Origin of the sequence: Szabonella alba (assembly GCF_016765775.1) — a bacterium.
In the GTDB taxonomy this organism is placed as follows: Bacteria; Pseudomonadota; Alphaproteobacteria; order Rhodobacterales; family Rhodobacteraceae; genus Szabonella; species Szabonella alba.
Genome location: NZ_JAESVN010000003.1, coordinates 443,102 through 466,932, shown reverse-complemented (window position 1 = coordinate 466,932; position 23,831 = coordinate 443,102). Strand labels below are relative to the sequence as shown.

Sequence of the window (23,831 nt, the reverse complement as noted above, 5' to 3'; positions counted from 1 at the left end):
GGTACCGGGCGGGGCAGGGCTTGGCAAGATATGGCGCTTATGTGTAAGACAGGGCAAACGAACGGAGACCCTCTTGAGCAACCCCGACAGTTTCATCGATGAGGTGACCGAAGAGGTCCGCCGCGACAGAATGTTCGCGATGATGCGGCGCTATGGCTGGATCGCGCTTTTGCTGGTCGCGCTGGTCGTCGGCGGCGCGGCCTGGACCGAGTGGCAAAAGGCGCAGACCCGGGCGGATGCCCAGGCATTCGGCGATGCGCTTCTGGATGCGCTGGACCTGCCCGCGCCCGAGGATCGTCTTGCCGCCCTGTCGGCTGTCGAGGCCCCGGGAAGCGCCGACGCGGCGGCCTTGCGTGACCTTCTGGCCGCATCCGACCCGGAATCGGACCGCGCGGCGGCGCTGACCGCGCTGGAACGGGTCGCTGCCGATGGCGCGGCCTCGCAGGTTTACCGTGATCTTGCAGTACTGCGGCAGGTGCTGCTGGCGGGCACCGAAATGGAAATTTCCGCCCGCCGCGCAGCGCTTGACCCGCTGACCGTGCCGGGACGGGCGTTCCGTCCGCTGGCGCTGGAACAGATCGCCTATCTTGAGGTCGAGGCAGGCAATACCGAAGCCGCGATCACGCAGCTTCGCGCGCTTTTGGCCGATCAGCAGGCCCCGACGGGCTTGCGTCAGCGCGCCGGTCAGATGATTGTGGCCCTTGGTGGCGAAAGCGCCGAGGGCTGAACGGTGCTGCCGGCGGTACAGGGTCGGCAGGCAGGGTCTTGGCACAGATGAAGGGCAGGCGGGCATGATGGTTATGACGCGAATGGGCCGGCGCACCGGATTGCGGGGCTTGGCGCTGATGACGGCTGTGGCCCTTGTCGCGGCCTGCGAGAAGGAAGTGATCCTTGAAGGGGAACGCTTCGATCCGCGCACGTCGCTTGAGGCCTCGATCCCGACCGAGGGCAATCCGCGCCCGACGGATCCGGCGGCGGCCCTGCTGAATGAAAGCCGTCCGATTTCGCTGCCGCCCGCGCGCAGCACTGCTGACTGGACGCATCGGGCCGGAAATGCGCGGCATTTCGCAGGCCATGTCGCCCTGTCGCCGCAACCCGCCCTGATCTGGAGCGCGAATATCGGCGCAGGCGACAGCCGCCGCTTCCGCATTTCCGCAGCACCCGTCGTGGCGGGCGGCCGCATCTTCACGATGGATGCCCAGGGCGGGATCACTGCGACCGGGCTGAACGGCGCGACGCTGTGGCAGATGGAAACCAAGCCGCAGGGCGCGCGCAGCGACATGTCCGGCGGCGGGCTGGCCTTTGGCGATGGCCGTCTGGTGGTGACGACCGGCTATGGTGAGGTGCTGGCGCTGGATCCGGCCTCGGGTGGGGTGGTCTGGCGTCAGAAGGTCGATGCGCCCGCTTCGGGTGCGCCTGCGGTGGCCGATGGGCAGGTCTTTGCCGTGGCGCGGGACGGCGCGGCCTGGGCGCTTCGTCTGGCCGATGGCCGCGTGGACTGGCGCCTGCCCGGCGTTCCGTCGCGCACCGGCATGATCGGCGCCGCCGGACCCGCGATCGGGGACAACACCGTGCTTTTGCCCTTCGGCAATGGTGAGGTCGTGGCCGCCCTGCGGGCCGGGGGGGAACGGGTCTGGAACACGCAGGTTCAGGGCCGCCGGGTAGGGCAGGGCTACACCTTCCTGTCCGATATCACCGGCGATCCGGTGATCGACGGCGCAACCACCTATATCGGCAATCAAAGCGGGCGCACGGTCGCCGTCGACAGCGCGACCGGCAACCGCCGCTGGACCGCGACCGAGGCCGCCTACGGCCCGGTCGTTCCCGCGGGCGGGTCGGTCTTCCTGATTTCCGATCAGGCGCGGCTGGTGCGGCTGGATGCCGCGACCGGGCAGGCGATCTGGTCGGTGGAAATGCCCTATTACACCTCGACGCGCGAACGTCGCCGCAGCGAGATCACGCCACATTTCGGCCCCGTTCTTGCGGGCGGGCGGCTGGTTGTGGCCTCGGGCGACGGGCTTTTGCGCTTCTTCAACCCGGCGGATGGCGCGGTGACTGCGACCGTGCCGCTGCCCGGTGGCGCGGCCTCGGCCCCGGCGGTGGTGGGTGGCGTTCTCTATGTCGTCTCCAGCCGCGGGCAACTTCACGCTTTCCGTTGAGGCCCGGGCGGTGTAATGGACGCGGCTTGACGTTTCCTTGCCGCCCTCGGAGGGCCTGATGACCTTTACGCTCGCCATTGTCGGCCGCCCCAATGTGGGCAAGTCGACGCTGTTCAACCGTCTTGTCGGCCGCAGGCTGGCGCTGGTCGATGACCAGCCCGGCGTCACGCGCGACCTGCGCGAGGGCGATGCGAAGCTGTTCGACATGCGTTTCACCGTGATCGACACCGCCGGACTTGAGGATGTCACCGATGACAGCCTTCAGGGCCGAATGCGCCGTCTGACCGAACGCGCGGTGGAACTGGCCGATGTCTGCCTGTTCGTGGTCGATGGCCGCACCGGCCTGACCGCCACGGATGAGGTTTTCGCCGATATCCTGCGGCGCAAGAACGCGCGGGTGATGCTGGCGGTGAACAAGGCCGAGGGCAAGGCAGGCGATGCCGGCGCGATCGAGGCCTGGAGCCTCGGGCTGGGGGAGCCGATCCGCATATCCGCCGAACATGGCGAGGGGATGGACGACCTTTACCACGCGCTGCGCCCCCTGAACGCCGAATTTGCCGAACGCGCCGAGGCCGACGCACCGCTGGTCGATGTCGATATCCCCGAGGAGGAGGCCGAGGAAGAGGTTGATCCGGAGGCCTATCGCCCGACCTTGGCAAAACCGCTGCAGATTGCGGTGATCGGTCGTCCGAATGCGGGAAAATCGACGCTGATCAACAAGATCATCGGTGAGGACCGGCTGCTGACCGGGCCCGAGGCCGGGATCACGCGCGATGCGATCTCGGTCAAATCCGACTGGCTGGGCACACCGGTGCGGATTTTCGACACGGCGGGAATGCGCAAGAAGGCGCGGATCTCGGACAAGCTGGAAAAGCTGTCGGTCGCCGACGGGTTGCGGGCCGTGCGCTTTGCCGAGGTTGTGGTTGTGCTGCTGGATGTGGAAATCCCCTTTGAACAGCAGGATCTTCGCATCGCCGATTTCGCCGAGACCGAGGGCCGCGCGGTCGTGGTCGCGGTCAATAAATGGGATCTGGAAGATGAGAAGCAGGAAAAGCTGGCCGAATTGCGCGAGATGTTCGAGCGCCTGCTGCCGCAGCTGCGTGGCGCGCCGCTGGTTACCGTTTCCGCCCGCACGGGGCGCGGACTTGACCGGCTGAACGCCGCGATCCTGCGCGCGCATGACATCTGGAACCGGCGCATTCCGACGGCGCGGCTGAACACATGGCTTTCGGCAATGACCGAGGCGCATCCGCCCCCGGCCCCCGGCGGGCGACGCATCAAGCTGCGCTACATGACGCAGGTCAAGACCCGCCCGCCCGGTTTCATCGTGATGTGTTCGCATCCCGATCAGATGCAGGACAGCTACAAACGCTATCTGGTGAACGGGCTGCGCGACCATTTCGACATGCCGGGCACGCCGATCCGCCTGACGCTGCGCGGGCAGGGCGACAAGAATCCGTTCAAGGACAAGAAATTCCACACGCCCAGCCGGCTGCGCAAACATATGGGTCAGAAAAGCCCCAAGGGCAGCTGATCCGCACCACCCGTCGGGGCCTGCCCGGCCCCTGCCACGCGGCCTTTCATCCTGGCGAAAATACCTTTGGAAGGGGGAGTCCCGGAACGGGACGGGGGAGGCTGACAGCCTCCCCCTCCTTCTGTCAGACGCAAGTGCGTTTTGCGCCTGTTCAGGCGGCGCTCAGCGCGCCCCGGCCCCTGTCGTAGTCAGCACCCAGGCCGACAGATCCCGCAGCATCGACTGGCTTGCCGTATTGAACCCGTCGACCAGATCCAGCGTTTCGGTCGTGGCACTGGCGGCGGCGGCATTGAAGGTGCGTGAGGCGATCACGGCGGCATCGCTTTCGCGCACCACCCGTGCGGTCAGCCGCACCCGAATCGTGGCGCCGTCCCCTTCGGGCTGCGCCTCGGCCTGCAGGTCGGTCAGTTCCGAGATCAGCACGAAATCCCCGAAACTGCCCAGCGGACGGCGGCCGACATAGCGAAAGCCGTTGCTGTCCTCCAGCGTGCGCAGGATCAGCGTCTGCATCATCACCGGTGCCTCGGAGGCCCATTGCCCGTCGGGCAGATACTGTGCCTGCAGCGGCCGGGGCCGGATCAGGATACGCTCGGTCATCAGGGCACCCGGCGCGGTCGGAATTTCCACGACCAGTTGCCGCGCAAGGCTGCGGCGCGCCTGCGGCGCATCCACGGGGGCGGCGAGATCATAGTTTTCCAGTGGTGTGGCGGCCCCGCTCAGGGCCGAAATCGCGGCACAGCCGGGCAGAAGGGCGGCACAGGTCAGGGAAATCAGGGTCAGACGGAGCATGGCAGTGCCCTTCCTTGGCATCTTGGTTCTGGCGGTCCCGGTCGGGGCGGCTCAGCGGCGATAGGCGGGGGTATTGCCCCCAAGGAAAAACCGCGCGGGATCACGCTGGATCTGGCGGGTCAGCAGGTCGAGATTGTTGATCAGCGCGCGGCTTTCGCGCGCAAGTCGGGTGAATTGCGGCAGCGCCGTGGTCGAGAATTCGCGCAGCGGCCCGCCCGAGGCGGTGACGGTGCGCGCGACATCCTCAAAGGCCAGCCTTGCGGATTCGCTGGCGGCTTTCAGATCGGCGGTGACGCCCGGAATATCCTGCGACACCTGCCCGATGGCGGTATCCAGCGAATTGATCGTGCGGCGCAGATCGGCGGTAATGGTCGCGATATCCTCATTGATGACCCGGTCCGCGCCTTCAAAGGTGCTTTCCGCCGCCGTCAGCGTCCGTTCGCCCACAACCAGCGCAGAATTGATTGCGGCCAGCGTCACATTGGCATTGGCAAAGGTGCCCGTCACCGTGTCCAGCGTGACACCCGCATCATCCATCAGCCCGTCAACCTTGCCCGCGGCCATGGTCAGGCTTTCGCCCACATCGGTGATCGTGCGGGTCGCGGTTTCGGTCGCGGTGCGGATATCGGCCATCAGGGCGGGCAGGTCGTTCTGTGCGGCCGCCGAAATCGGCGCGATCGCGGCGCGGGCCTCGGCCACGAATTCCGTCGCGTCCTGCGTGATCAGCAGATCGAAATTCACGGCGGCCCGGTCCATCGATTCCAGTGTCGCAGACAGTTCGTCGATCAGCACATCGGTCGCGCGGATCGTCGCCTCGGCCTCGGTCAGGCGGGCGCTGGCCACCACGCCGGTCTGGCGGAACTCGGCCAGCATCGCGGTTGCCTCGGTGCCGATCGTATCCATCTGGGCGCGCAGTTCGGCAAGCCCGGCCTGCAGCTCGGTCGTGCTGCGGCGCAGATCTTCATTGATGAAGGTATCGGCGCTGCGCAATGTGGTCGAGGCCTGCGCGAAAGCCTCCGCTCCGGTATTCATCGTCGTGCGGGCATCCTCGGCCAGCACACCGATTTCGGCCACGGTGTCATTTGCGGTCTCGAACAGGGTTTCCGCCTTGGACGTGACCCCTTCCAGCATGACGTTGAAATTCGAGATCTCGATGGCAAAGCCTGAAACCGCCGAGGCGACCACGGTGAAATCGTCCAGCGACTGCGCGAAACCTTCCGAGGCGGTTTCGATATTGGCGATGATATTGTCGATACGCTGCACGTTCTCGCTGCTGACAAGTTCTGAAATGTCGCGCACCACGCGCAGCACCTCTTCCAGCAGTTCCGGCGCATCCTCGGTCAGGCTTTGCAGCATGGACCGGCCTGCGGGGATCTCGGGCACCGCATCGCTGTCGTCCTCGCGCAGCATGGGATCGGTATTTTCCCCCGGGCTGATGCCGACATAGGAAACGCCCGTGACGCCCTGCGATTCGATGGTCGCCACCGACGAGGCGCGCACCGGCACATCGGCCGAAACCTCAAGCCGCACCAGCACCGTGCCATCCTGATCGGGGGACAGCCGCACATCGACGACCTGACCCACCGGCAGGCCCGCGAAACGCACATCCGAGGCGCGCGCCAGACCCGAAACCGAGGTGAAGCGCACATCGTAATAGGCGAACTGGCGGTCAAGCTCGACCCGGGCGAACCACAGGAAGAAGGCAAGGATGCCGACGAAACCCGCAAGGGTGAAGGCGCCGATCAGGATATAATTCGCTCTGGTTTCCATGGCGTTACCTCGCGTCCTTCATGTCTTTTGCGGTCAGGGCGGCGCGTGCGCGCGGACCGTGGAAATAATCGTGAACCCATGGGTGATCGACTTCCAGCATCTCATCCATCGTGCCGGTCACCAGAACCTTCTTTTCGGCCAGAACCGCAATCCGGTCGCAGATCGCATGCAGCGTATCAAGGTCATGGGTGACCAGAAACACCGTCAGCCCCATCGTATCGCTGAGCTGCCGGATCAGCGTGTCGAAATCCGCCGCCCCGATCGGGTCCAGCCCGGCGGTCGGTTCGTCCAGAAACACGATCTCGGGATCCAGCGCGAGGGCCCGGGCCAGACCGGCGCGCTTGCGCATGCCCCCCGACAGTTCGGACGGAAACTTGTCGCCTGCAAGCCAGGGCAGGCCGGACAGCGAGATCTTGAGATCGGCCATGGCGCGGCGCAGGGCAGGGTCCAGCCCCGCCACGCCGCGCATGGGCACCTCGACATTTTCACGCACATTCAGCGACGAAAACAGCGCCCCGTCCTGAAACATCACACCCCAGCGGCGTTCCAGCGCCGTGCGCTCCTCTTCCGAGGCGCTGCGGACATCGGTGCCCAGCACCTCGATTTCGCCCGCGGCCGGGCGGATGAGGCCCGCGATGGACCGAAGCAGCACGGATTTCCCGGTGCCCGAACCGCCGACAACGCCCAGAATTTCCCCCCGGTAGACATCCAGATCCAGCCCGTCATGCACGACATGGCTGCCGAACTGGTTGCGGATGCCGCGCAGGCGGATCACCACATCCTTTTCGCTGCGCTGTGGCGCTGGTCCCGTCATAGCCCCACCTGCGCGAAGAAGATCGAGAACATCGCATCGGCCACGATCACCGAAAAGATCGCGGTCACCACGGCGGCCGAGGTTTTCTGGCCAAGGGATTCGGCATTGTTGCCGACCTTCATGCCCGCCTGACAGCCGACCACGCCGATGATGATGGCAAAGACCGGCGCCTTGACCATGCCGACGATCAGATGGGAAATATCGGTGCCCTCGATCAGGCGCGAGCGGAACATGGCGGGGGAGATGCCCAGTTCGACCCAGGACATGATCGCACCGCCGATCAGCCCCGCCGCATTCGCGATCAGCCCGAGGATCGGCAACATCAGGAAAAGCGCCAGCACACGCGGCACGATCAGCGCCGTGGCCGGGTCGATCCCCAGCGTGCGCATGGCGTCGATCTCTTCGCGCATCTTCATTGAACCGATCGCGGCGGTGAAGGCCGATGCCGTGCGCCCCGCAACGATGATCGCGGTCAGCAGGATGCCCAGTTCGCGCAGGATCGACACCGCGATCAGATCGACAACGAACACCTCGGCCCCGAACTGCCGCAACTGGGTCGAGCCCTGAAAGGCCAGCACCACCCCGATCAGAAAGGCCATCAGCGCGACGATGGGCACGGCCTTCAGCCCGACCTCCTGACAGTGATGGACCAGTGCTGTCAGGCGGAATTCCGACGGGTGGCGCAGGCTGCGGGCCAGCCGGGCCAGAAACAGCCCCAGATAGGCGACAAGATCGGCCAGAAAGGCCAGCGCGCCCATAATCGCGCGCCCCAGACCCTCCATCCGGTCGGCAAGGCTTCTGGCCTTCACCTCGTCCGCATCGGGTTTCGGCAGGGCCTTGCGCACGGTTTCGATCAGCGACAGCGTATCGGGGTTGCCCCCGGTCAGGGTCAGCGTTTGACCGGCCGCCTTTGCGCGCAATTCAGCCTCGGCAATCGCCCATGCAGCCCCGGTGTCCAGACGCGTGACCCCTGTCAGATCCACCTCAACGGGTTTCTGTCCCGTCGCCGCTGTCAGTCTGCTGTTCAGCGCGGTCAGATCGGCCAGCGCAAAGCGCCCGGAAAGGCGCAGCCGGGTGACGGCATCCTCTTCCAGAACCTCGATCTTTGCGGGGGCGGGATTGTCGGTCAAAGGGTTGGTTATCCAAGGGAAGTGGTAGCGCTGGTTACCATGGTGCCGGTGCGGGGCCAAGGGACCGCCCGCCCGTGCCTGCGGGGTTTGTTGCACCATGTTACAAAAGGGCCTAAAACAGCCTGCGGTTTTCAGTGAGGCAGGACATGGACGGACAGGATACGGCCGGAACGGTGGCAGGAATGATGGCGGATATCGGCGCGCGCGCGAAGGCGGCGGCGGCGGAACTGGCCTTTGCCCCGGCCCCGGTGAAAGAGGCCGCCCTGACCACCGCTGCCGACGCGCTGGAGGCCTCGCTGGACGCGGTGCTGGCGGCCAATGCGCGCGATATGGAGGCTGCGACCGAAAAGGGGCTGACGCCCGCGATGCTGGACCGCCTGCGGCTGGACGCGGCGCGGGTTGCGGGCATTGCCGAAGGACTGCGCGCCGTGGCCGCTCAGCCCGATCCCGTGGGGCAGGTGATTGCCGAATGGGACCGGCCCACGGGGCTGAACATCCGCCGGGTGCGCACGCCGCTTGGTGTTGTGGGCGTGATCTACGAATCGCGCCCCAATGTGACGGCGGATGCCGGGGCGCTGTGCCTCAAGGCCGGGAATGCGGTAATCCTGCGGGGCGGGTCGGAAAGTTTCCATTCGTCCGGCGCGATTCATGCGGCGATGGTGGCAGGGCTGCGCGCGGCGGGCCTGCCCGAGGATGCGATTCAACTGGTTCCGACCCGCGACCGCGAGATGGTGGGCGCGATGCTGCGCGCGGTAGAGCATATCGACGTGATCGTGCCGCGCGGCGGCAAGGGGCTTGTGGGCCTTGTGCAGGCCGAGGCGCGGGTGCCGGTCTTCGCCCATTTGGAAGGCATTTGCCATGTCTATGCCGATGGCGCGGCCGATCTGAAAAAGGCGCGGGCGGTGGTGCTGAACGCCAAGACCCGCCGCACCGGGATCTGCGGATCGGCGGAATGTCTGCTGATCGACCGGGATTTTTATGCCCGTCACGGCGCGGTGCTGATCGAGGATCTGCTGGCCGCCGGCGTCGAGGTGCGCGCGGAGGGCGAACTTGCCGCCATTCCCGGCACGGTTGCCGCCCGGCCCGATGATTTCGGGCGCGAATTTCTGGACATGATCATCGCGGCGAAACTGGTTGACGGGGTGGACGGGGCGATTGCCCATATCCGCCGCTATGGCTCCAGCCATACCGAGGCGATTCTGACCGAGGATGACGCAACCGCCGAACGGTTTTTCCAGCGGCTCGATTCCGCGATCCTGATGCGCAATGCCTCAACCCAGTTCGCCGATGGTGGTGAGTTCGGCATGGGCGCGGAAATCGGCATTGCCACCGGCAAGATGCATGCGCGCGGCCCGGTGGGGGCCGAGCAGCTGACGAGTTTCAAATATCTGGTGACGGGGGATGGCACCTGCCGGGAGTAGGGGGCGGGACGCGCGAAGGGGATTGTGCACGGCAATCTAAGGGCCTCCCCGCTGCGCTTGTGCGGAGCCGATGCAACCCCGACGGCCCGTTTGATGCCGAACCGCTGCGGCGAGGGGCACCGCGAGGTTGAGGCGCGCAAAAGGGATTGCAGAGCGATCCTTCTCCTTGCACATAGACAAAAGTGTAAAGAGTTCAGGAGTTAACCAATGAGAAATCTCATCCTGCTGGCTGTTCTTGCGGCCGGCGCAGGGCTTGTCTTTGTGATTGGCCCGAATGTCCTGATGGGCGGCCCCTCTAAAAGCGAAATTGAGCGTGTAAGCCGCGAGATCATCCGTGCCACGGCCCCCTCGCCAGAGCTTGCAGCCGCCGCCGAAGCCGCCAGCGTGACCCCCAAGGGGCTGTGCAACAAGCAGGATGCGGTTTTTGCCTGCAGTGTTGAAATGCAGGTGCCGGGTGCGGCAGCGTCAATCTTCATTGCCGAACTGCGCAAGGATCAGGCGGGCAATTGGGTCGCCGCGCAATAGCGCGCGGCCCCTCGCCGGACATCGGAAAGGACTGTGAAATGCCTGTGAAATGCCTGCCCCTGATGCTCTGTGCGGCAATGCTGGGCAGCGGCGCCGCCGCCGAAGACCTGACCATCCCGCAGCAAGCCATCGTCGCAGAAATGCGCGATACGGTTCTGGCCTATTCAGTGGTGAACCGCCTGCAGGACATGTGCGCAGACGTCATTGCCGATGACGCAAGGCTATCGGCGCATCGCGATCATGTGATGTCTCTGGCCCAAGACGTGTTTGCGTCAAAAGAGGCTTTCATGAAGGCCGCCGGTGCCGGTGAGCAGGAAAAGATGGGAGAGGCCATACGACGCTTCTTTCTGGATCGCGGCGTGACATGGGAGGATTCGGCTGACACCTATTGTGCGTTGGCTCGGGCGTTACAGGCCGTTAAGGCCCCATTGAGTGCGAATTTCACCCTGCGTGATTAGGTGCCCAGTACCGGAGCAAACCCTGAGGCGACCACTGGCGCGACAATCGGAGGATCCCCGCAAATCCGGATCGAGCCATGCGTTTACGCCCCCGGGGCCTTCCGTTCTTGGCCGTTGCGTGCCCCTAAACTACCATTTTGATTTCCGTCTCGCGCAGGTCCACTGCGATGAGGCGGCTCAGTCGGGTGACCTCTTCGCGCAGCAGGGCGAAATGAACGACCGGGGGCGTCACTCCCGCGCCGCCGCTGCCCGGCGTCAGGATGTTCCACGTCCCGGGGTCGATCTTCAGCCGCGCGGCCTGACCCGTCACGACAAGGCGGCCGCCGTCAAAGGTCACGCTTGTCCTGCCGCCAAAGGCCATCGCGGTTTCAAGACACATCAACGCCAGAAACCCCAGTTTGACCTCCGCGCGCGGCAGGTTCTGCGCGATCTGCCAGTCGGTCGTGATCCGCGCCGCCGACGAGAGGTTGGCAAGGATCGAACGGATTTCTGCCGCCCCAAGCCTCTGATCGTGCGAGGCCTGACCGAAGGCCACGCGAAAAAAACGGATGCGCGCATTGGCCGAGGCTGCGCTTTCGGAAATCAGCGCGACCTCGGGGCCGGAAAGTTCGGCGCCTTCCATCAACATCAGTTCAATGCCGTTGCCGATTGCGCCGATCGGGCTGATAAGGTCATGGCAGATGCGAGATCCCAGAAGGGCGGTCAGGTCGGGGCGTTCGGTCATGCGTCTCTCCGGAAAAGGAATTGCAACGAATGGACATTCTGTTCGAACCCGGCATGTTGGTGCGCCATCCCTCAGAACCCGACTGGGGGCTGGGACAGGTGCAATCCAGCATCGGAACCCGGATCACGGTGAATTTTGAACATCGCGGCAAGGTGACAATCGACGGTCGACAGATATTGTTGATACGGGTGTTCTCCGGAGGTGGATCAACCTGAAGCCGAAAATTGTCGGTTTTCTTTGATCAGCAAAGAGGGCCGGCGATTTGCGGACACGCAATGCGGGGCAGAGTTGCAATCGCGCCGCGACCTTTCTAGAAAACCGCTTCCTCTGCGTGAAGGCAGTGGCAAGGTCAAGGCGGGGCCGGACAGCAGGAGGCGCGGGAACAGCCGGATGCAGGCAAGGGACGGATATTACTCGGTTCGGCTGGCGCAGGGGGCACGCGATCTCGCTGCCGCGCAGCGCCTGCGCTACCGGGTCTTTGTCGAGGAACTGGGCGGGGACGGCCCGCTGGTCGATCATGCGAACCGTCTGGAACGCGATGCGTTCGATCCGCTGGTCGATCATCTGATCCTTGTCGATGCACGGCGCGATGCGGCGGCGCTGGAGGATGTGGTGGGCGTTTACCGGCTGTTGCCGGGCAGCAGGCTGCCACCGGGGGGGCGGTTCTATTCGGAAGGCGAATTCGACCTGACCGCGCTCAAATCCTGCGGCCGCCCGCTGCTGGAACTGGGGCGGTCCTGCGTCGATCCGGCGCATCGCGGCGGCACGGCCATGGTTCATCTGTGGAACGGGCTGGCCGATTATGTGCTTTCGCAGGGGATCGAGATCCTGTTCGGGGTGGCCAGTTTCCACGGCACCGATCCCGAGGCGCTGGCGCAGCCGCTGTCGCTGCTGCATTACAACCATCTTTCGCCTGATGGGTTGCGCGTGCGCGCCACCGGCCCCCATGCGACCGCGCTGGACCGGCTGCCCGCTGACCGGCTGGACCGCAAGGTGGCCATGCTGGCGATGCCTGCGCTGATCAAGGCCTATCTGCGGCTGGGCGGCCATGTCGGCGAGGGGGCCTTTGTCGATCATGATTTCAACACGACCGATGTCTGTCTGGTGATGGATACGCAGCGCATGTCGGTGCGGCATCGCGATTACTACACCCGCAGGGCTGATCCGGAATGAGCGACTGGCGGACAAGCCGGGTGCCGCAGCGCCCCGCCAGTCCGCTGGCGCAGGGGTTTGCCGCATTGCGCCTTGGGCTGATGGGGATTGTGGTCTTCGGCGGGCTGGCGCTGCTGCTGGTGCTGCGGCTGGTCGAGGCGCCGTTCTTCGGGGCTGCGCGGCCCTGGACCCCCTCTATCACACAGGGCGTCTGCCGCATCGCGCTGGTCCTGCTGGGGATCCGTTTGCAGCAACAGGGCCGCCCCATGCGCGCGCGCGGCGCGGTGGTGGCCAATCACGCCTCATGGTTGGATATCTTCGTGCTGAATGCCTGTGACCGGGTTTATTTCGTCGCCAAATCCGAGGTTGCACGCTGGCCCGGGATTGGCTGGCTGGCGCGGGCGACGGGCACGCTGTTCATCGCACGCGATCCGTCCGAGGCAAAGCATCAGCAGGGCCAGTTCGAGGCGCGGCTGCGCGCAGGTCACCGGCTTTTGTTCTTTCCCGAAGGAACCAGCACCGATGGTCAGCGCATCCTGCCCTTCAAGACCACGCTTTTCGCGGCCTTCTTCACCCATGGGATGGAGGAGATCATGCATATCCAGCCGGTGACGGTGCGCTATCACGCGCCCGAAGGGCAGGATGCGCGGTTTTACGGTTGGTGGGGCGATATGGACTTCGCGGGCCATCTGTGGCGGGTGCTTTGCACGCCCGCGCGCGGCCGGGTTGATGTGACCTTCCATCCGCCGGTTGCCGTGGACGGGTTCGACGGGCGCAAACCGCTGGCGGCGCATCTGGAAGGCGCTGTGCGCGGCGGGTTCTGATCCCGGGGAGGGGCGGCGGCAGGGAGGGGGGCACTGCCCCCCGGGATCTTTGCAAAGAGAAGAATCGGGGCGCCAGTCAGCCCAGCCGGTCAGCCCAGCGGGGCGAGCAGGGATTTCAGCGCCGATGCGGCATCCTCGGCGCCCCAGATTTCCGGGCCGAACGAGAAGAAATCGGTGACAGGTGCGAAACCGGCCACAAGTTCTGCGGTCAGCGCACCTTCGGCAACCACCGGGATCTCGATCATTTCCGACCACCACTCGAAGACCGCGCGGTCCACGCTGGCACCATCCCCCAGTGGCGAGGGGCCGACCGGACCGAAGGACACATAATCGGCCCCCGCCTCGGCTGCGTTCAGCCCGTCATGGCGCGACAGGCCGCAAGAGGCGCCGATGATGGCATCCGCGCTCATTTCGCCGCGCAGCTTGCGGATGTTCTTGCGGGTATTGGTCAGATGCACCCCGTCAAGGCCCAGACGGTCGGCCAGCAGCACATGATCGTCCAGCACGATGGCAAGATCGCGGGAATGGGCGATTTCACGCAGCTTGTCTGCGGCGCGGGTGATCTCATCCTCATCGCGCGAGGCCAGCGAGAGGCGCAGGCAGGCCACCTCGACCGCGTCCAGCACGGCGGACAGGCGGTCGGGAAACTCTTCAAGACTGAAGGCGGGCGGAGTGACGAGATAGATCTGCGGGCGTTCGGTATCGGCCATGGCTGCGGTCCTTCGATGCGTGCTGCGCGCTTTAGCGCAGATCGCGGGGATTGACCATCGGGCGCGTTGATCGGTGCAGGACCGGAATGGGGCGGTGGCTGTTGCCATATGGGGGGGCTGCGCGTATCAGGCGGCAAAACCGCGAGAGGCAAGATGACCGACCCTGTTTCGTCCGACCCCATTCCGCCGGTCTTCATCCTTGTGCGTCCGCAGATGGGTGAGAATATCGGCGCGGCTGCCCGGGCCATGCTGAATTTCGGGCTGGAGCGGCTGCGCGTGACCGATCCGCGGGATGGCTGGCCCAGCCCCAAGGCGGTGGCCATGGCCAGCGGGGCGGGGCGCCTGCTGGATCATGCGGGCCCGTTCCGCGATGTGGCCCATGCCATCAGTGATTGCGATTATGTCTTTGCGACCACGGCGCGGGGGCGGGAACTGACCAAACCCATTCTGACGCCCGAGGCCGCCATGGCCGAGGCGCGGGCACTGTCGGCGGCGGGCAAGCGGGTGGGCGTTCTGTTCGGGCCTGAACGGACGGGGCTGGAAAATGACGATGTGGCGCTGGCCAATGCCATCGTCTCCGTGCCGGTGAACCCGGATTTTCCCAGCCTGAACCTTGCGCAATGCGTGCTGCTGATGGGCTATGAATGGCGCCGGCAGGGCGTGCCGGTGGAACCGCGTGTCATGGAACTGGCGCGGACCGAATTCGCCTCACGCATCGAGGTCGAGAAACTGGGTGATCATTTCGAGGAACGGCTGGAGGCGGCAGGGTTCTTCTTTCCGCCGACCAAGGCCCCGGGGATGCGCCTTGCCCTGCGCAACATGTGGGCGCGGCTGGGGCTGACGCGTGCCGAGGTGCAGACCTTCCATGGCATGTTGCGCCAGATTGCCCGCCATCTGAAATGAGCGGTCCCTGAATTGACAAGCGCCGCCCGGTCAGGGGGCGGCGCTTGCGGTTTTCGGGGATATGCTGGTTCAGAACCCCAGCGAGATGCGCCGGGTCAGACCCAGCCGAAGGCTGACCGCGTCATCACGGCCCTGCTGCACGATGGGGCTGTCCTTGGCATCATTCAGATAGCGGTCATAGCGGATTGCGCCGTCGATGCCCCAAAGATCGTTGATCGCATAGGTCGCCCCGATCTCGATCCCGGCGCTGAGCGCGCCCCCGCTGGCGCTGAAGGCGGGCAGGGCCACGCTGGCCTCGGCCGGGGTCACGCCGAAATAGGTGTTGGCATAACGGCTGTCACCCATGAAGACGCGCGGGCCGGCCCGCAGTGTCAGCCGGTCGCTGGGGCGCAGCACCAGATTGGCGCCCAGTTCCCCGACCCATGCGTTATGGCCGATCACGCCGTAACGCAGATCGGCATAGGCCTCAAAATTGCGCTGCGTATAGCCGAGGCCAAGGCCCAGCTCGACCGAAGCCTTCACATCATCCAGTCCCGCCAGTTCGGAGTGATCATTGGCCGACCGCTTGGCGATATAGCGGAAGGATCCGCGCGGCGCGAATCCGTAGCGCGGGCTGGCCGGATCGGGATTGCCAAGCGTCATGCCGCCCGGCAGGCGCAGAAATTCGAAGCTGAGCGCGAAATCCGGCCCGGCCTTGAGATCGCGCGAGCCGAAATATTCCGGTGCTGCCCCGACCCCGCCGCGCAGTTTGAAGGCAAGGCCCGGGCGCGGCGCGGGGGCCGGGGGCGGCGTGTAGACCGCCTGATCCTGCGCCGTCGTTTCAAGGCTGCCCGCGAAAGCGGGGGCAAGGGGGGCCGCAAGAACGCTCAGCGCAAGGGCCGCTGCTGCAAGACGGGGATGGGTCATCACACACTCCAACAAAGTCGCGGGCCCGGTCTTCCGGGGGCCCGTCCGGGATCTGGACCCGGGTCTGTCCGGGGTCTGGTCTGGGGCAGGGCAGAACCCTGTTGTCATTAAGCCCTGTGCGGCACTGCTGCACAAGGACTTGCGCGATAGGGGATTCTTCCATCGGCAACAAGCCACCGGCAACGCAAGATCCCGTGATCGCGTTCCTTTTGCAACAGGGGGTGGCCGCGCTGTGTCCGGGATGCTGCGGCGCGCGGGCGCAGGCCGGGCGCGGACCCTTGAAGCGGACCGGACCCCGGCCTACTGTCCGGCTGTCAACGGAGGCGCAGGTGATGGCCGCAAAACGCAGCATATTCGAGGAAGTCGCAGGCGCGGAAAAGCCCGCAGCCCCGCAGGGCGGAATGATCGCGCGCCGCAATGAGGGCGCGCGCGGCGCAATCCGCGTCTGGCTGATGCTGCTGTTCGCGCTGGTCATGGTGATGATTGCGGTGGGCGGCATGACGCGGCTGACCGATAGCGGGCTTTCGATTACCGAATGGCGTCCGGTGACCGGCGCGCTGCCCCCGCTGAGCGCCGAGGCCTGGACGGCGGAATTCGAGAAATACCGCCAGATCCCGCAATATCAGCTTTTGAATGCGGGGATGAGTCTTGAGGAATTCAAGGCGATTTATTGGTGGGAATGGGGCCACCGGCAGCTTGGCCGGGTGATCGGTCTGGTCTGGGCGCTAGGGTTCTTCGGCTTTCTGGCGGCGCGGAAAATCCCGTCGGGCTGGACGGGACGGCTGGCGCTGCTGGGCGTGCTTGGCGGATTGCAGGGCGCGATCGGTTGGTGGATGGTCGCCTCGGGGTTGACGGGGCAGATGGTTTCAGTCGCATCCTACCGGCTGGCGGTGCATCTGGGGCTGGCCTTTGTGATCCTTGGGCTGATCGCATGGTATGTGTTCCTTCTGGGGCGCAGCGAGGCCGGGCTGTTGCAGGCACGCCGCGCCCGGGAGGACAAGCTGTTCCGCATGTCCACCGGCCTGATGCATTTCGCCTTTCTGCAGATCGTGCTGGGCGCGCTGGTGGCGGGCATTGATGCCGGGCGCGGCTTTCCGACTTGGCCGCTGATGAACGGGCAGTTCTTCCCGGCCGATGCCTTTTATGTGCCGGACGGGCAGGGGGGCAGCCTGCCGGTCTGGCATGCCTTCTTTGAAAATCCGGGCCTGGTGCAGTTCATTCACCGCGTGTCGGGCTATCTGCTGTTCATCTTCGGCGTCGTGGTCTGGCTGCGCGGGCGCCGTTCGCCGCACGGGTCCACGCGGCGCGCGGCAGACTGGATGGCGGTGATGCTGTTCGGTCAGGTGGTGCTGGGGATCGGCGCGGTGGTGACGGCGGCGCAGTTGCATGTCGCGATCAGCCATCAGATCGGGGCGGTGGCTCTGTTCGTGCTGATCCTGCGGCTGCGGCATCTGGCGCTTTATCCAAGACAGGGTTCGATCCGGGGAGGCAAGGCATGAGCGGGCAGGAAACACAGGGATCGGCCTATGCGGCGCTGATGGACTATCAGCGCGAGACCGAGGCGCTGGCGCAGATCGCGGGTCGTCTGGGTTGGGATCAGGAAACCACCATGCCGCGCGGTGCCGCGGCGCAGCGGGCCGAGGAAATGGCGGCCATTGAGGGGGTGCTGCATGCGCGGCGCACCGATCCGCGCATGGCGGACTGGCTGGCCGAGGCTGCGGCCCCCGATGCGGTCGCGGCGGCGCAACTGCGGCTGATCCGGCGCAGCTATGCAAGGGCCAGCCGCGTTCCGGCGGCGCTGGCGCAGGCGCTGGCGCGGCTGACCTCATCGGCGCAGGGCATCTGGGCCGAGGCGCGCGCCAATGACGATGTGGCGGCCTTCCTGCCGACACTGGCCGAGGTTGTGGCGCTTAAGCGCGAAGAGGCGGCCTGTCTGGCCGGGGATGGCAGCCTTTATGATGCGATGATCGACGATTACGAACCCGGTGCCACGGCGGCCAGCCTTGGCGCGATGTTCGATGCGATGCGCCCGCGTCTGGTGGCGCTGAAAGCCGCCGCATTGGACAGCCCGCATCAGCCTGCCGATCAGCAGGGGGCTTTCGGGCAAGAGGCGCAGATGCGGCTGTCGCGTGATCTGGCGGCCGCCTTCGGTTATGATTTCACCCGCGGGCGGCTGGATCTGGCGGTGCATCCGTTCAGTTCCGGGTCAGGGTCGGATGTGCGGATCACGACGCGGGTGGTGGAAACCGATCCCTTCAACTGCCTGTATTCGACGATCCATGAAACCGGCCATGCCTGCTATGAGCAGGGCATAGACCCCGATTATGCGCTGACCCCGCTGGGGCAGGGCGTGTCCATGGGCGTGCATGAAAGCCAAAGCCGGATCTATGAAAACCAGATCGGGCGGTCGCGCGCCTTCACGGGTTGGCTCTATGAGCGGATGCGCGGGGTTTTCGGCGATTTCGGCAGTGCCGATGCCGATGGGTTTTATGCCACGGTGAACAAGCTGCGCCCCGGTTTCATCCGCACCGAGGCCGATGAGGTGCAATATAATTTGCATGTCATGCTGCGTTTCGATCTGGAGCGCGCGCTGATCGCGGGGGATCTGGCGGTTGGGGATCTGGAAGCGGCCTGGAATGACCGGTTCCGCGCCGATTTCGGGCTTGAGGTGCCGCGCCCCTCGCTGGGACTTTTGCAGGATGTGCATTGGTCGGTGGGGCTGTTCGGTTATTTCCCGACTTACAGTTTGGGCAATCTTTATGCGGGTTGCCTGCATGCGGCTTTGCGGGCCGATATCCCCGATCTGGATGCAGACCTTGCGCAGGGCCAGACCGGTGCCGCAACCGGCTGGCTGCGCGAAAAGGTGCAGCGTCATGGCGGGTTGATGGAGCCGCGCGCCCTGATCGCGCAGGCCTGCGGGGCCGAGCCTTCGGCAGAACCGCTGCTGGATTATCTGGAGGCCAAATTCGCCGGGATCTACCGGCTTTGATCACGGGCCCGGATCATGCGGGCAAAGTGGGAAAACCGGCATGAGGGACGCGCAGGCATGAAGGTCACAGAAGGATGAGGGCAGGCGGCAGTCTGGGGGTCTGGTTGCTGGCTGTCGGGCAGACCGTGGGATTTGCCTGTCTTTTTTACCTTTTTGCCGCGCTGATCCTGTCGATCCATGCCGATCTGGGCTGGGACAGGCGGCTGCTGGCGGCGGGACCGATGCTGTCCATCGGAGTCACGGCACTTCTGTCCCCCATTGCGGGGCGGATGGTGGACCGGGGGCAGGGCCGTATCCTTCTGATCGCCGGGCCGCTGCTGGGCGCGGTCGCGCTGACCGGGCTGGCCTCGGCGACGCTGCCCTTGGTCTGGCTGGCGTCATGGGCCGTCATCGGCATTGCCCATGCGATGAGCCTTTATGACGTCTGTTTCGCCTATCTTGTGCGCCGATACAGCAGCGATGCACGCCCCCGCATCATCAAGGTGACGCTGGTGGCCGGGCTCGCCTCGACCTTGGCCTTTCCGGCCGGGGCAGCACTTGCCGAGGCCTATGGCTGGCGCATTGCGGTGCTGGTCGCGGCGGGGGCCATGGCCTTTGTGACGCTGCCCTGCCACGCTTTCGGCACGGCGCTGGTGCGGGCCGATACCGCGCTGTCCGACCGGCCCCGGCAGGTCGGGCCCCCGCCGCCCATGCTGCGCAACCCGGCCTTTCTGGCGATTGCGGCGCTGCTGGTGCTGACGGGGCTCAATCACTGGATGCTGATTGCCTTCCTTGTGCCGCTGCTGACCGGTCTGGGGGTGGGTCTGCCGGTGGCTATTCTTGCGGCCTCGCTGATCGGTCCCGCACAGACGCTGGGGCGGCTGTTTCTGATGACGGTCGAGGCGCGCATGGGCAATCGCGCCGCCCTGCGGTTGATGCTGGCCAGCCTGATCGGGGCCTCGGCCCTGCTGCTGGCGGTGGGACTGGCGCCGGTTCTGGTCTTTGCCTTCGCAGCCCTTCAGGGCTCGGCCATGGGGATCCTGACGATCCTCCGCCCGTCGCTGGTGGCCGAAACGCTGGGGCAGGGCAATTTCGGCGCGATCAACGGCATGCTGTCGATCCCGGCCCATGCCTCATCTGCCTTCGCCCCGGTGCTGGCGGCCGCTGTGTTGCAGGGGGCAGGCCCTTACGGGCTGGTCGCGGTCTGTCTGGTGCTGGCGCTGGCGACGATTGCCGCCGCCCGCGCCATCCGGCCTGTCTAAGCCGGTTGCCTCAGCCCCGCATCCTTGCGCCATCGCCATCCCAAAGCGGTGCCAGATGCACCTTTGCCGGGCGGCGTTCGCCAAGGATCTCGATCTCGCAGTCCAGACCGTCCTGCACCTTGTCGGCAGGCAGGAAGCCCATGGCCACGGATTTCCCCGTCCAGTGGCTGAACCCGCCGCTGGTGCAGAACCCCACCACTGCACCGTTCAGCCAGATCGGTTCCCATGCCACGACATCGGCCTGATCCGCATCAATGACGAACCCGACCAGCCGCCGCGCGGTACCTGCCGCCTTTTCGGCCATGGCGGCGGATTTGCCGATCCAGTCGGTCTCCTTGTTCCAGGCGGTGAACCGGTCCAGTCCGGTCTCGCAAGGCGTGTAATCGGGGCTGAACTCCCGCCCCCAGGACCCGAACCACTTGTCCAGACGCAAGGACATCATCGCCCGCATCCCGAAGGGGCGCAGACCCAGATCGGCCCCTGCCGCGTTCAGCACATCCCACAGATGCCGCACCGACATATGATCGGTGAAGATCTCATAACCCAGATCGCCGGTATAGCTCACGCGCTGCACAAGGCAGTTGGCCATACCGACGGTCATGCGCTTCACATCCATGAACTTGAACGCCTCGGCACTGACATCGGCCCGCGTGACACGGGACAACAGTTCCCGCGCCTTCGGCCCCGCGATCTGGAAGCCGGACTTCGCATCCGACACATTCTCGACCCGCACGCCCGGGGCGGCATTCTGGTCAAACCAGCGCATATGCCAGCCCTGCGCGCCATAGCTGGCGGTCAGGCGGAAGTTTTCCGGCCCAAGGCAGGACACGGTGAAATCCCCGATGATCTTGCCCGAGGGCGCCAGCATCGGCGTCAGGCTCAGCCGTCCCGGCTGGGGAATGCGGCCTGCCATGATCCGGTCCAGCCAGGCGCGCGCACCGGGGCCGGTGACGCGGTACTTGCCGAAGTTCTGCACCTCGTTGATGCCGACGCCTTCGCGGACCGCCAGCACTTCCTGCCGCGTCGCCTCCCAGGCGTTCGAGCGTTTGAAGGACGGTTCCTCATAGCGCGGTTCCCCCGGCAGGGCGTGGTAATTCACCACTTCCAGCCCGTATTGCTGCCCCCAGACCGCGCCCAGCTTGTCGAACACCTCATACATCGGGGTGGTGCGGAAGGGCCGCGCGGCGGGGCGCTCCTCGTTCGGATAGCTGACCGAAAACCGCATCTGATAATTCTCGATCACCTTCGGCACGGTATAGCCGGGGCTGGTCCAGTTGCCGAAGCGGGCGACGTCAAAGCCGCGCGGATCGCGCTCCACTTCCCCTTCGATCATCCATTGCGCCAGCGCCAGACCCATGCCGCCGCCTTGCGAAAATCCCGCCATCACCGCGCAGGCCGACCAGTAATTGCGCAGGCCCGGCACCGGCCCGATCAGCGGGTTGCCATCGGGGGCAAAGGTGAAGGGGCCGTGGATCACGCGCTTCACGCCTGACCGTTCCAGCACCGGAAAGCGGCGATAGGCGAAATTCACCGAATCCTCGATCTTGTCGAATTGTTCATTCAGCAGTTCATGGCCGAATTCCCAAGGGGTGCCATCGACCGACCAGGGTTCACAGGGTTTTTCATAGAACCCGATGCACAGACCCCGGCCCTCTTGCCGCAGATAGCTTTCCCCGCCCGGATCCATCACATGCGGGAATTCGCGGCCCGATTTCAGAATCTCCATGATTTCGGGAATGTCGTCCGTCACCAGATACTGATGCGCCATCGGCAGAAGCGGCAGATAAACCCCCGCCATCGCGCCGATCTCACGCGCCCAGAGGCCGCCCGCATTGACCAGATGTTCGCAGGTCACGGTGCCTTTCTCGGTCACCACTTCCCAGCCGTCTTTCGTCGGGTTGGTCTCCAGAACGCGGTTGTGCAGCACGATCTCGGCGCCGCCCATGCGCGCGGCTTTGGCATAGGCATGGGTCGTGCCCGAGGGGTCCAGATGCCCGTCCAGCGGGTCGTAAAGCGCGCCGATGATGCCCTCAAGGTTCACCATCCCGTCGGTCAGCTTGTGGATCTCCTCGGGGCCAAGGATTTCGGTCTCCAGCCCCATATAGCGATGTTTGGCGCGTTCGGCCTTCAGCATCTCGAATCGCGCCATATTGTCGGCCAGCGTGATGCCGCCGACATGGTGCAGACCGCAGGACATGCCGGTGATCGCCTCAAGCTCTTTATACAGCCGGATCGTGTAGCCCTGCAGGGCCGCCATGTTCGTATCGCCGTTCAGCGTATGAAACCCGCCCGCCGCGTGCCAGGTGGAGCCCGAGGTCAGTTCTGACCGCTCGATCAGCATGACATCGGACCAGCCGAGTTTCGTCAGGTGGTAAAGCACCGAACATCCGACAACGCCGCCCCCGATGACAACGACACGGGCATGGGTTTTCATGATTTGGCTCCTGCACAGGTTTCCGTGCAGGGTTGCCCGGGGCGGCGGGCGCGGTCATGCCAGACTGCGACAGAAAATGTCGCATCCGGGCCTTGAGCCGGGCTTTGCGGGTCGTTGCATTCTTGCCGTCTGCCGCGTTCATCTTGGCCAAAACACCTTCGGGGGTGAGGCGCAGCATGCGCCGAGGGGGCAGACAGCCCCCTCTCTGTCCGGGTCAGCCTGCTCAGCCGGGCAAAAGCAGGGCCCCGGCGGCAAGGCTCAGCGCAAAGACCGGCAGCGACCACAGGTGGAATTCGCGCCAAAGCCCCGGCACCCGCGCCAGCCGCAATGCGATCAGATTGGCCAGTGATCCGATGGCCAGCCCGAAGCCACCGACACTGACCCCCCAGGCCAGCGCCTGCAGGTCGGGGCTGAAGGGCGCCAGAAAGATTGCCGCCGGAACATTCGACATGCCCTGCGACAGCAGCGCGCCCAGCGTATAGGCCCCGCCCGGCAGGTGCAGCGCGCGCGGCACCAGATCGGCAATGACGGGCAGGCGGCCCAGCAGGCCCAGATCCAGGAACATCAGCACGAAAACCAGCAGAAGCGGCCAGTCGATCCCGCGCAGAAGGCCGCGAAAGGCAATCGCATAAAGGGCGATGACCGCCATGGCGGCAGGCAGGGCATGGCCCGCATTGACCAGCGCCAGAAACAGCGGATAGGCCGCCAGCGAAAGGATCATCAGCCCGCGCTGCAAAGGCGGGGTGGGCACATCGCGCCTTGAAGGCAGGCGGTGCGGGGCAAATCCCAGCGGCACCAGCAGGATCAGCACCGCCAGCATCGCCAGCCCCAGGGGCAGCATCGTCATCAGAAACTCACCAAAGCCCAGACCCGAGATCTGCCATAGAAACAGGTTCTGCGGATTGCCGACCGGGGACAGGGTCGACCCGGCATTGACCGCCAGCGCCTGAAAGATCACCAACCGACCGGTCCGCAGGGGCAGGATCCGCGCCAGTGACAATGTCAGCGGCACGGTGACAAACAGCGCCACATCATTCGTCACCACCGCCGCCAGCAGCGCTGCAAACAGAACCAGCGCCAGCGCAAGGCGACGCTCATTGCCCAGTCGCGCCAGCAGACTGCGCCCGGCCCGGTCGATGGCGCCGCTCAGCTCCAGCCCCCGGCTCAGCACCATCAGGCCTGCCAGCGCACCGATCGTCTTCCAGTCGATCAGCGCGGCCAGTTGCGCGCCCTCTTGCGGCACCAGCCACAAAAGCGGCGGCAGCAGGATCAGAAGAAGGACCAGCAGCCATTCCGCGCGCAACCACTGAAGGAACCGGCCGGGCGCGGCGGGGGAAGGGTGCATCAT

The 23,831-nt window shown here is 65.5% G+C and carries 22 protein-coding genes; 13 read left to right on the top strand and 9 right to left on the bottom strand.

Features of this window, described 5'->3' with window-relative positions; genetic code table 11:
- The first annotated feature begins 73 nt into the window (after positions 1-73).
- From JL811_RS09895 to der, 3 genes are all read left to right on the top strand, one after another.
- Positions 74-727, top strand: coding sequence for a hypothetical protein (locus JL811_RS09895; RefSeq protein WP_202688438.1), 654 nt, complete (start codon positions 74-76; stop codon positions 725-727).
- A gap of 64 nt (positions 728-791) precedes the next feature.
- Positions 792-2,159 (top strand): outer membrane protein assembly factor BamB family protein, encoded by a 1,368-nt coding sequence (locus JL811_RS09890; RefSeq protein WP_237684894.1) that lies wholly within the window; start codon positions 792-794, stop codon positions 2,157-2,159.
- Positions 2,160-2,217: 58 nt separating this feature from the next.
- Positions 2,218-3,693 carry a ribosome biogenesis GTPase Der gene (gene der, locus JL811_RS09885; protein ID WP_202688437.1) on the top strand — a complete coding sequence of 492 codons (1,476 nt, stop codon included), beginning with the start codon at positions 2,218-2,220 and terminating at the stop codon, positions 3,691-3,693.
- 162 nt (positions 3,694-3,855) lie between these two features.
- Here the strand turns inward: der and JL811_RS09880 are convergent, their stop codons facing one another.
- Genes JL811_RS09880 through JL811_RS09865 form a run of 4 tightly spaced genes read right to left on the bottom strand, consistent with a single transcriptional unit; the run spans position 3,856 to position 8,196 of the window.
- Complete coding sequence (locus JL811_RS09880) at positions 3,856-4,482, bottom strand: ABC-type transport auxiliary lipoprotein family protein (RefSeq protein ID WP_202688436.1); 627 nt, start codon at positions 4,480-4,482, stop codon at positions 3,856-3,858.
- A 51-nt stretch (positions 4,483-4,533) separates the two neighbouring features.
- A complete protein-coding gene (locus tag JL811_RS09875) occupies positions 4,534-6,252 on the bottom strand; it encodes an MlaD family protein (protein WP_202688435.1) in 1,719 nt (572 codons plus the stop codon).
- A gap of 4 nt (positions 6,253-6,256) precedes the next feature.
- Positions 6,257-7,066: an ABC transporter ATP-binding protein gene (locus tag JL811_RS09870; protein WP_202688434.1), complete on the bottom strand. Its 810-nt coding sequence runs from the start codon at positions 7,064-7,066 to the stop codon at positions 6,257-6,259.
- On the bottom strand, positions 7,063-8,196 hold the full coding sequence (locus JL811_RS09865) for an ABC transporter permease (RefSeq protein ID WP_273542488.1): 1,134 nt from the start codon (positions 8,194-8,196) through the stop codon (positions 7,063-7,065). Before JL811_RS09865 ends, JL811_RS09870 begins: the two co-directional genes overlap by 4 nt.
- A 146-nt stretch (positions 8,197-8,342) precedes the next feature.
- On the opposite strand from JL811_RS09865, the gene JL811_RS09860 reads away from it, so the two are divergent.
- The 3 genes from JL811_RS09860 (at position 8,343) to JL811_RS09850 (ending at position 10,600) form a co-directional block, all read left to right on the top strand.
- Positions 8,343-9,617 carry a glutamate-5-semialdehyde dehydrogenase gene (locus tag JL811_RS09860; RefSeq protein WP_202688432.1) on the top strand — a complete coding sequence of 425 codons (1,275 nt, stop codon included), beginning with the start codon at positions 8,343-8,345 and terminating at the stop codon, positions 9,615-9,617.
- A 207-nt stretch (positions 9,618-9,824) separates the two neighbouring features.
- Positions 9,825-10,142 (top strand): hypothetical protein, encoded by a 318-nt coding sequence (locus JL811_RS09855; RefSeq protein WP_202688431.1) that lies wholly within the window; start codon positions 9,825-9,827, stop codon positions 10,140-10,142.
- 38 nt (positions 10,143-10,180) lie between these two features.
- Positions 10,181-10,600, top strand: coding sequence for a hypothetical protein (locus JL811_RS09850; protein WP_202688430.1), 420 nt, complete (start codon positions 10,181-10,183; stop codon positions 10,598-10,600).
- Between the two features lie 124 nt (positions 10,601-10,724).
- Here the strand turns inward: JL811_RS09850 and JL811_RS09845 are convergent, their stop codons facing one another.
- On the bottom strand, positions 10,725-11,324 hold the full coding sequence (locus JL811_RS09845) for a histidine phosphotransferase family protein (RefSeq protein WP_202688429.1): 600 nt from the start codon (positions 11,322-11,324) through the stop codon (positions 10,725-10,727).
- Positions 11,325-11,353: 29 nt separating this feature from the next.
- Between JL811_RS09845 and JL811_RS09840 the strand changes: the two genes are divergently transcribed.
- The 3 genes from JL811_RS09840 (at position 11,354) to olsA (ending at position 13,300) form a co-directional block, all read left to right on the top strand.
- On the top strand, positions 11,354-11,539 hold the full coding sequence (locus JL811_RS09840; protein WP_202688428.1) for a DUF3553 domain-containing protein: 186 nt from the start codon (positions 11,354-11,356) through the stop codon (positions 11,537-11,539).
- Between the two features lie 175 nt (positions 11,540-11,714).
- On the top strand, positions 11,715-12,497 hold the full coding sequence (gene olsB / locus JL811_RS09835) for an L-ornithine N(alpha)-acyltransferase (RefSeq protein ID WP_202688427.1): 783 nt from the start codon (positions 11,715-11,717) through the stop codon (positions 12,495-12,497).
- On the top strand, positions 12,494-13,300 hold the full coding sequence (olsA, locus tag JL811_RS09830) for a lyso-ornithine lipid O-acyltransferase (protein ID WP_202688426.1): 807 nt from the start codon (positions 12,494-12,496) through the stop codon (positions 13,298-13,300). The genes olsB and olsA overlap by 4 nt, the downstream gene beginning before the upstream one ends.
- Positions 13,301-13,389: 89 nt before the next feature.
- Here olsA and JL811_RS09825 read toward each other — a convergent pair whose 3' ends face one another.
- Positions 13,390-14,010 carry a thiamine phosphate synthase gene (locus JL811_RS09825; RefSeq protein WP_202688425.1) on the bottom strand — a complete coding sequence of 207 codons (621 nt, stop codon included), beginning with the start codon at positions 14,008-14,010 and terminating at the stop codon, positions 13,390-13,392.
- Between the two features lie 153 nt (positions 14,011-14,163).
- Between JL811_RS09825 and JL811_RS09820 the strand changes: the two genes are divergently transcribed.
- Positions 14,164-14,913: an RNA methyltransferase gene (locus tag JL811_RS09820; RefSeq protein WP_202688424.1), complete on the top strand. Its 750-nt coding sequence runs from the start codon at positions 14,164-14,166 to the stop codon at positions 14,911-14,913.
- 69 nt (positions 14,914-14,982) lie between these two features.
- Here JL811_RS09820 and JL811_RS09815 read toward each other — a convergent pair whose 3' ends face one another.
- The gene (locus JL811_RS09815) at positions 14,983-15,819 is read right to left on the bottom strand and encodes a MipA/OmpV family protein (protein WP_202688423.1); all 837 of its coding nucleotides are present in this window, start codon (positions 15,817-15,819) and stop codon (positions 14,983-14,985) included.
- Positions 15,820-16,151: 332 nt separating this feature from the next.
- On the opposite strand from JL811_RS09815, the gene ctaA reads away from it, so the two are divergent.
- The 3 genes from ctaA (at position 16,152) to JL811_RS09800 (ending at position 20,049) form a co-directional block, all read left to right on the top strand.
- Complete coding sequence (ctaA, locus tag JL811_RS09810) at positions 16,152-17,318, top strand: heme A synthase (RefSeq protein ID WP_202688422.1); 1,167 nt, start codon at positions 16,152-16,154, stop codon at positions 17,316-17,318.
- Positions 17,315-18,808 (top strand): carboxypeptidase M32, encoded by a 1,494-nt coding sequence (locus JL811_RS09805; RefSeq protein ID WP_202688421.1) that lies wholly within the window; start codon positions 17,315-17,317, stop codon positions 18,806-18,808. Before ctaA ends, JL811_RS09805 begins: the two co-directional genes overlap by 4 nt.
- A 74-nt stretch (positions 18,809-18,882) precedes the next feature.
- On the top strand, positions 18,883-20,049 hold the full coding sequence (locus JL811_RS09800; RefSeq protein WP_202688420.1) for an MFS transporter: 1,167 nt from the start codon (positions 18,883-18,885) through the stop codon (positions 20,047-20,049).
- Positions 20,050-20,059: 10 nt separating this feature from the next.
- Here JL811_RS09800 and JL811_RS09795 read toward each other — a convergent pair whose 3' ends face one another.
- Together JL811_RS09795 and JL811_RS09790 are read right to left on the bottom strand one after the other, a co-directional pair.
- Positions 20,060-22,483: a GcvT family protein gene (locus tag JL811_RS09795; RefSeq protein WP_202688419.1), complete on the bottom strand. Its 2,424-nt coding sequence runs from the start codon at positions 22,481-22,483 to the stop codon at positions 20,060-20,062.
- A gap of 223 nt (positions 22,484-22,706) precedes the next feature.
- A complete protein-coding gene (locus tag JL811_RS09790) occupies positions 22,707-23,831 on the bottom strand; it encodes an SLC13 family permease (protein WP_202688418.1) in 1,125 nt (374 codons plus the stop codon).

Bases quoted from the DNA above. Each gene is read 5' to 3' on its own strand.
- JL811_RS09890 (WP_237684894.1), top strand. From the start codon at position 792: ATGATGGTTATGACGCGAATGGGCCGGCGCACCGGATTGCGGGGCTTG.
- der (WP_202688437.1), top strand. From the start codon at position 2,218: ATGACCTTTACGCTCGCCATTGTCGGCCGCCCCAATGTGGGCAAGTCG.
- JL811_RS09880 (WP_202688436.1), bottom strand. From the start codon at position 4,482: ATGCTCCGTCTGACCCTGATTTCCCTGACCTGTGCCGCCCTTCTGCCC.
- JL811_RS09875 (WP_202688435.1), bottom strand. From the start codon at position 6,252: ATGGAAACCAGAGCGAATTATATCCTGATCGGCGCCTTCACCCTTGCG.
- JL811_RS09870 (WP_202688434.1), bottom strand. From the start codon at position 7,066: ATGACGGGACCAGCGCCACAGCGCAGCGAAAAGGATGTGGTGATCCGC.
- JL811_RS09860 (WP_202688432.1), top strand. From the start codon at position 8,343: ATGGACGGACAGGATACGGCCGGAACGGTGGCAGGAATGATGGCGGAT.
- JL811_RS09855 (WP_202688431.1), top strand. From the start codon at position 9,825: ATGAGAAATCTCATCCTGCTGGCTGTTCTTGCGGCCGGCGCAGGGCTT.
- JL811_RS09850 (WP_202688430.1), top strand. From the start codon at position 10,181: ATGCCTGTGAAATGCCTGCCCCTGATGCTCTGTGCGGCAATGCTGGGC.
- JL811_RS09845 (WP_202688429.1), bottom strand. From the start codon at position 11,324: ATGACCGAACGCCCCGACCTGACCGCCCTTCTGGGATCTCGCATCTGC.
- JL811_RS09840 (WP_202688428.1), top strand. From the start codon at position 11,354: ATGGACATTCTGTTCGAACCCGGCATGTTGGTGCGCCATCCCTCAGAA.
- olsB (WP_202688427.1), top strand. From the start codon at position 11,715: ATGCAGGCAAGGGACGGATATTACTCGGTTCGGCTGGCGCAGGGGGCA.
- olsA (WP_202688426.1), top strand. From the start codon at position 12,494: ATGAGCGACTGGCGGACAAGCCGGGTGCCGCAGCGCCCCGCCAGTCCG.
- JL811_RS09825 (WP_202688425.1), bottom strand. From the start codon at position 14,010: ATGGCCGATACCGAACGCCCGCAGATCTATCTCGTCACTCCGCCCGCC.
- JL811_RS09820 (WP_202688424.1), top strand. From the start codon at position 14,164: ATGACCGACCCTGTTTCGTCCGACCCCATTCCGCCGGTCTTCATCCTT.
- JL811_RS09815 (WP_202688423.1), bottom strand. From the start codon at position 15,819: ATGACCCATCCCCGTCTTGCAGCAGCGGCCCTTGCGCTGAGCGTTCTT.
- ctaA (WP_202688422.1), top strand. From the start codon at position 16,152: ATGGCCGCAAAACGCAGCATATTCGAGGAAGTCGCAGGCGCGGAAAAG.
- JL811_RS09805 (WP_202688421.1), top strand. From the start codon at position 17,315: ATGAGCGGGCAGGAAACACAGGGATCGGCCTATGCGGCGCTGATGGAC.
- JL811_RS09800 (WP_202688420.1), top strand. From the start codon at position 18,883: ATGAGGGCAGGCGGCAGTCTGGGGGTCTGGTTGCTGGCTGTCGGGCAG.
- JL811_RS09795 (WP_202688419.1), bottom strand. From the start codon at position 22,483: ATGAAAACCCATGCCCGTGTCGTTGTCATCGGGGGCGGCGTTGTCGGA.
- JL811_RS09790 (WP_202688418.1), bottom strand. From the start codon at position 23,831: ATGATGCACCCTTCCCCCGCCGCGCCCGGCCGGTTCCTTCAGTGGTTG.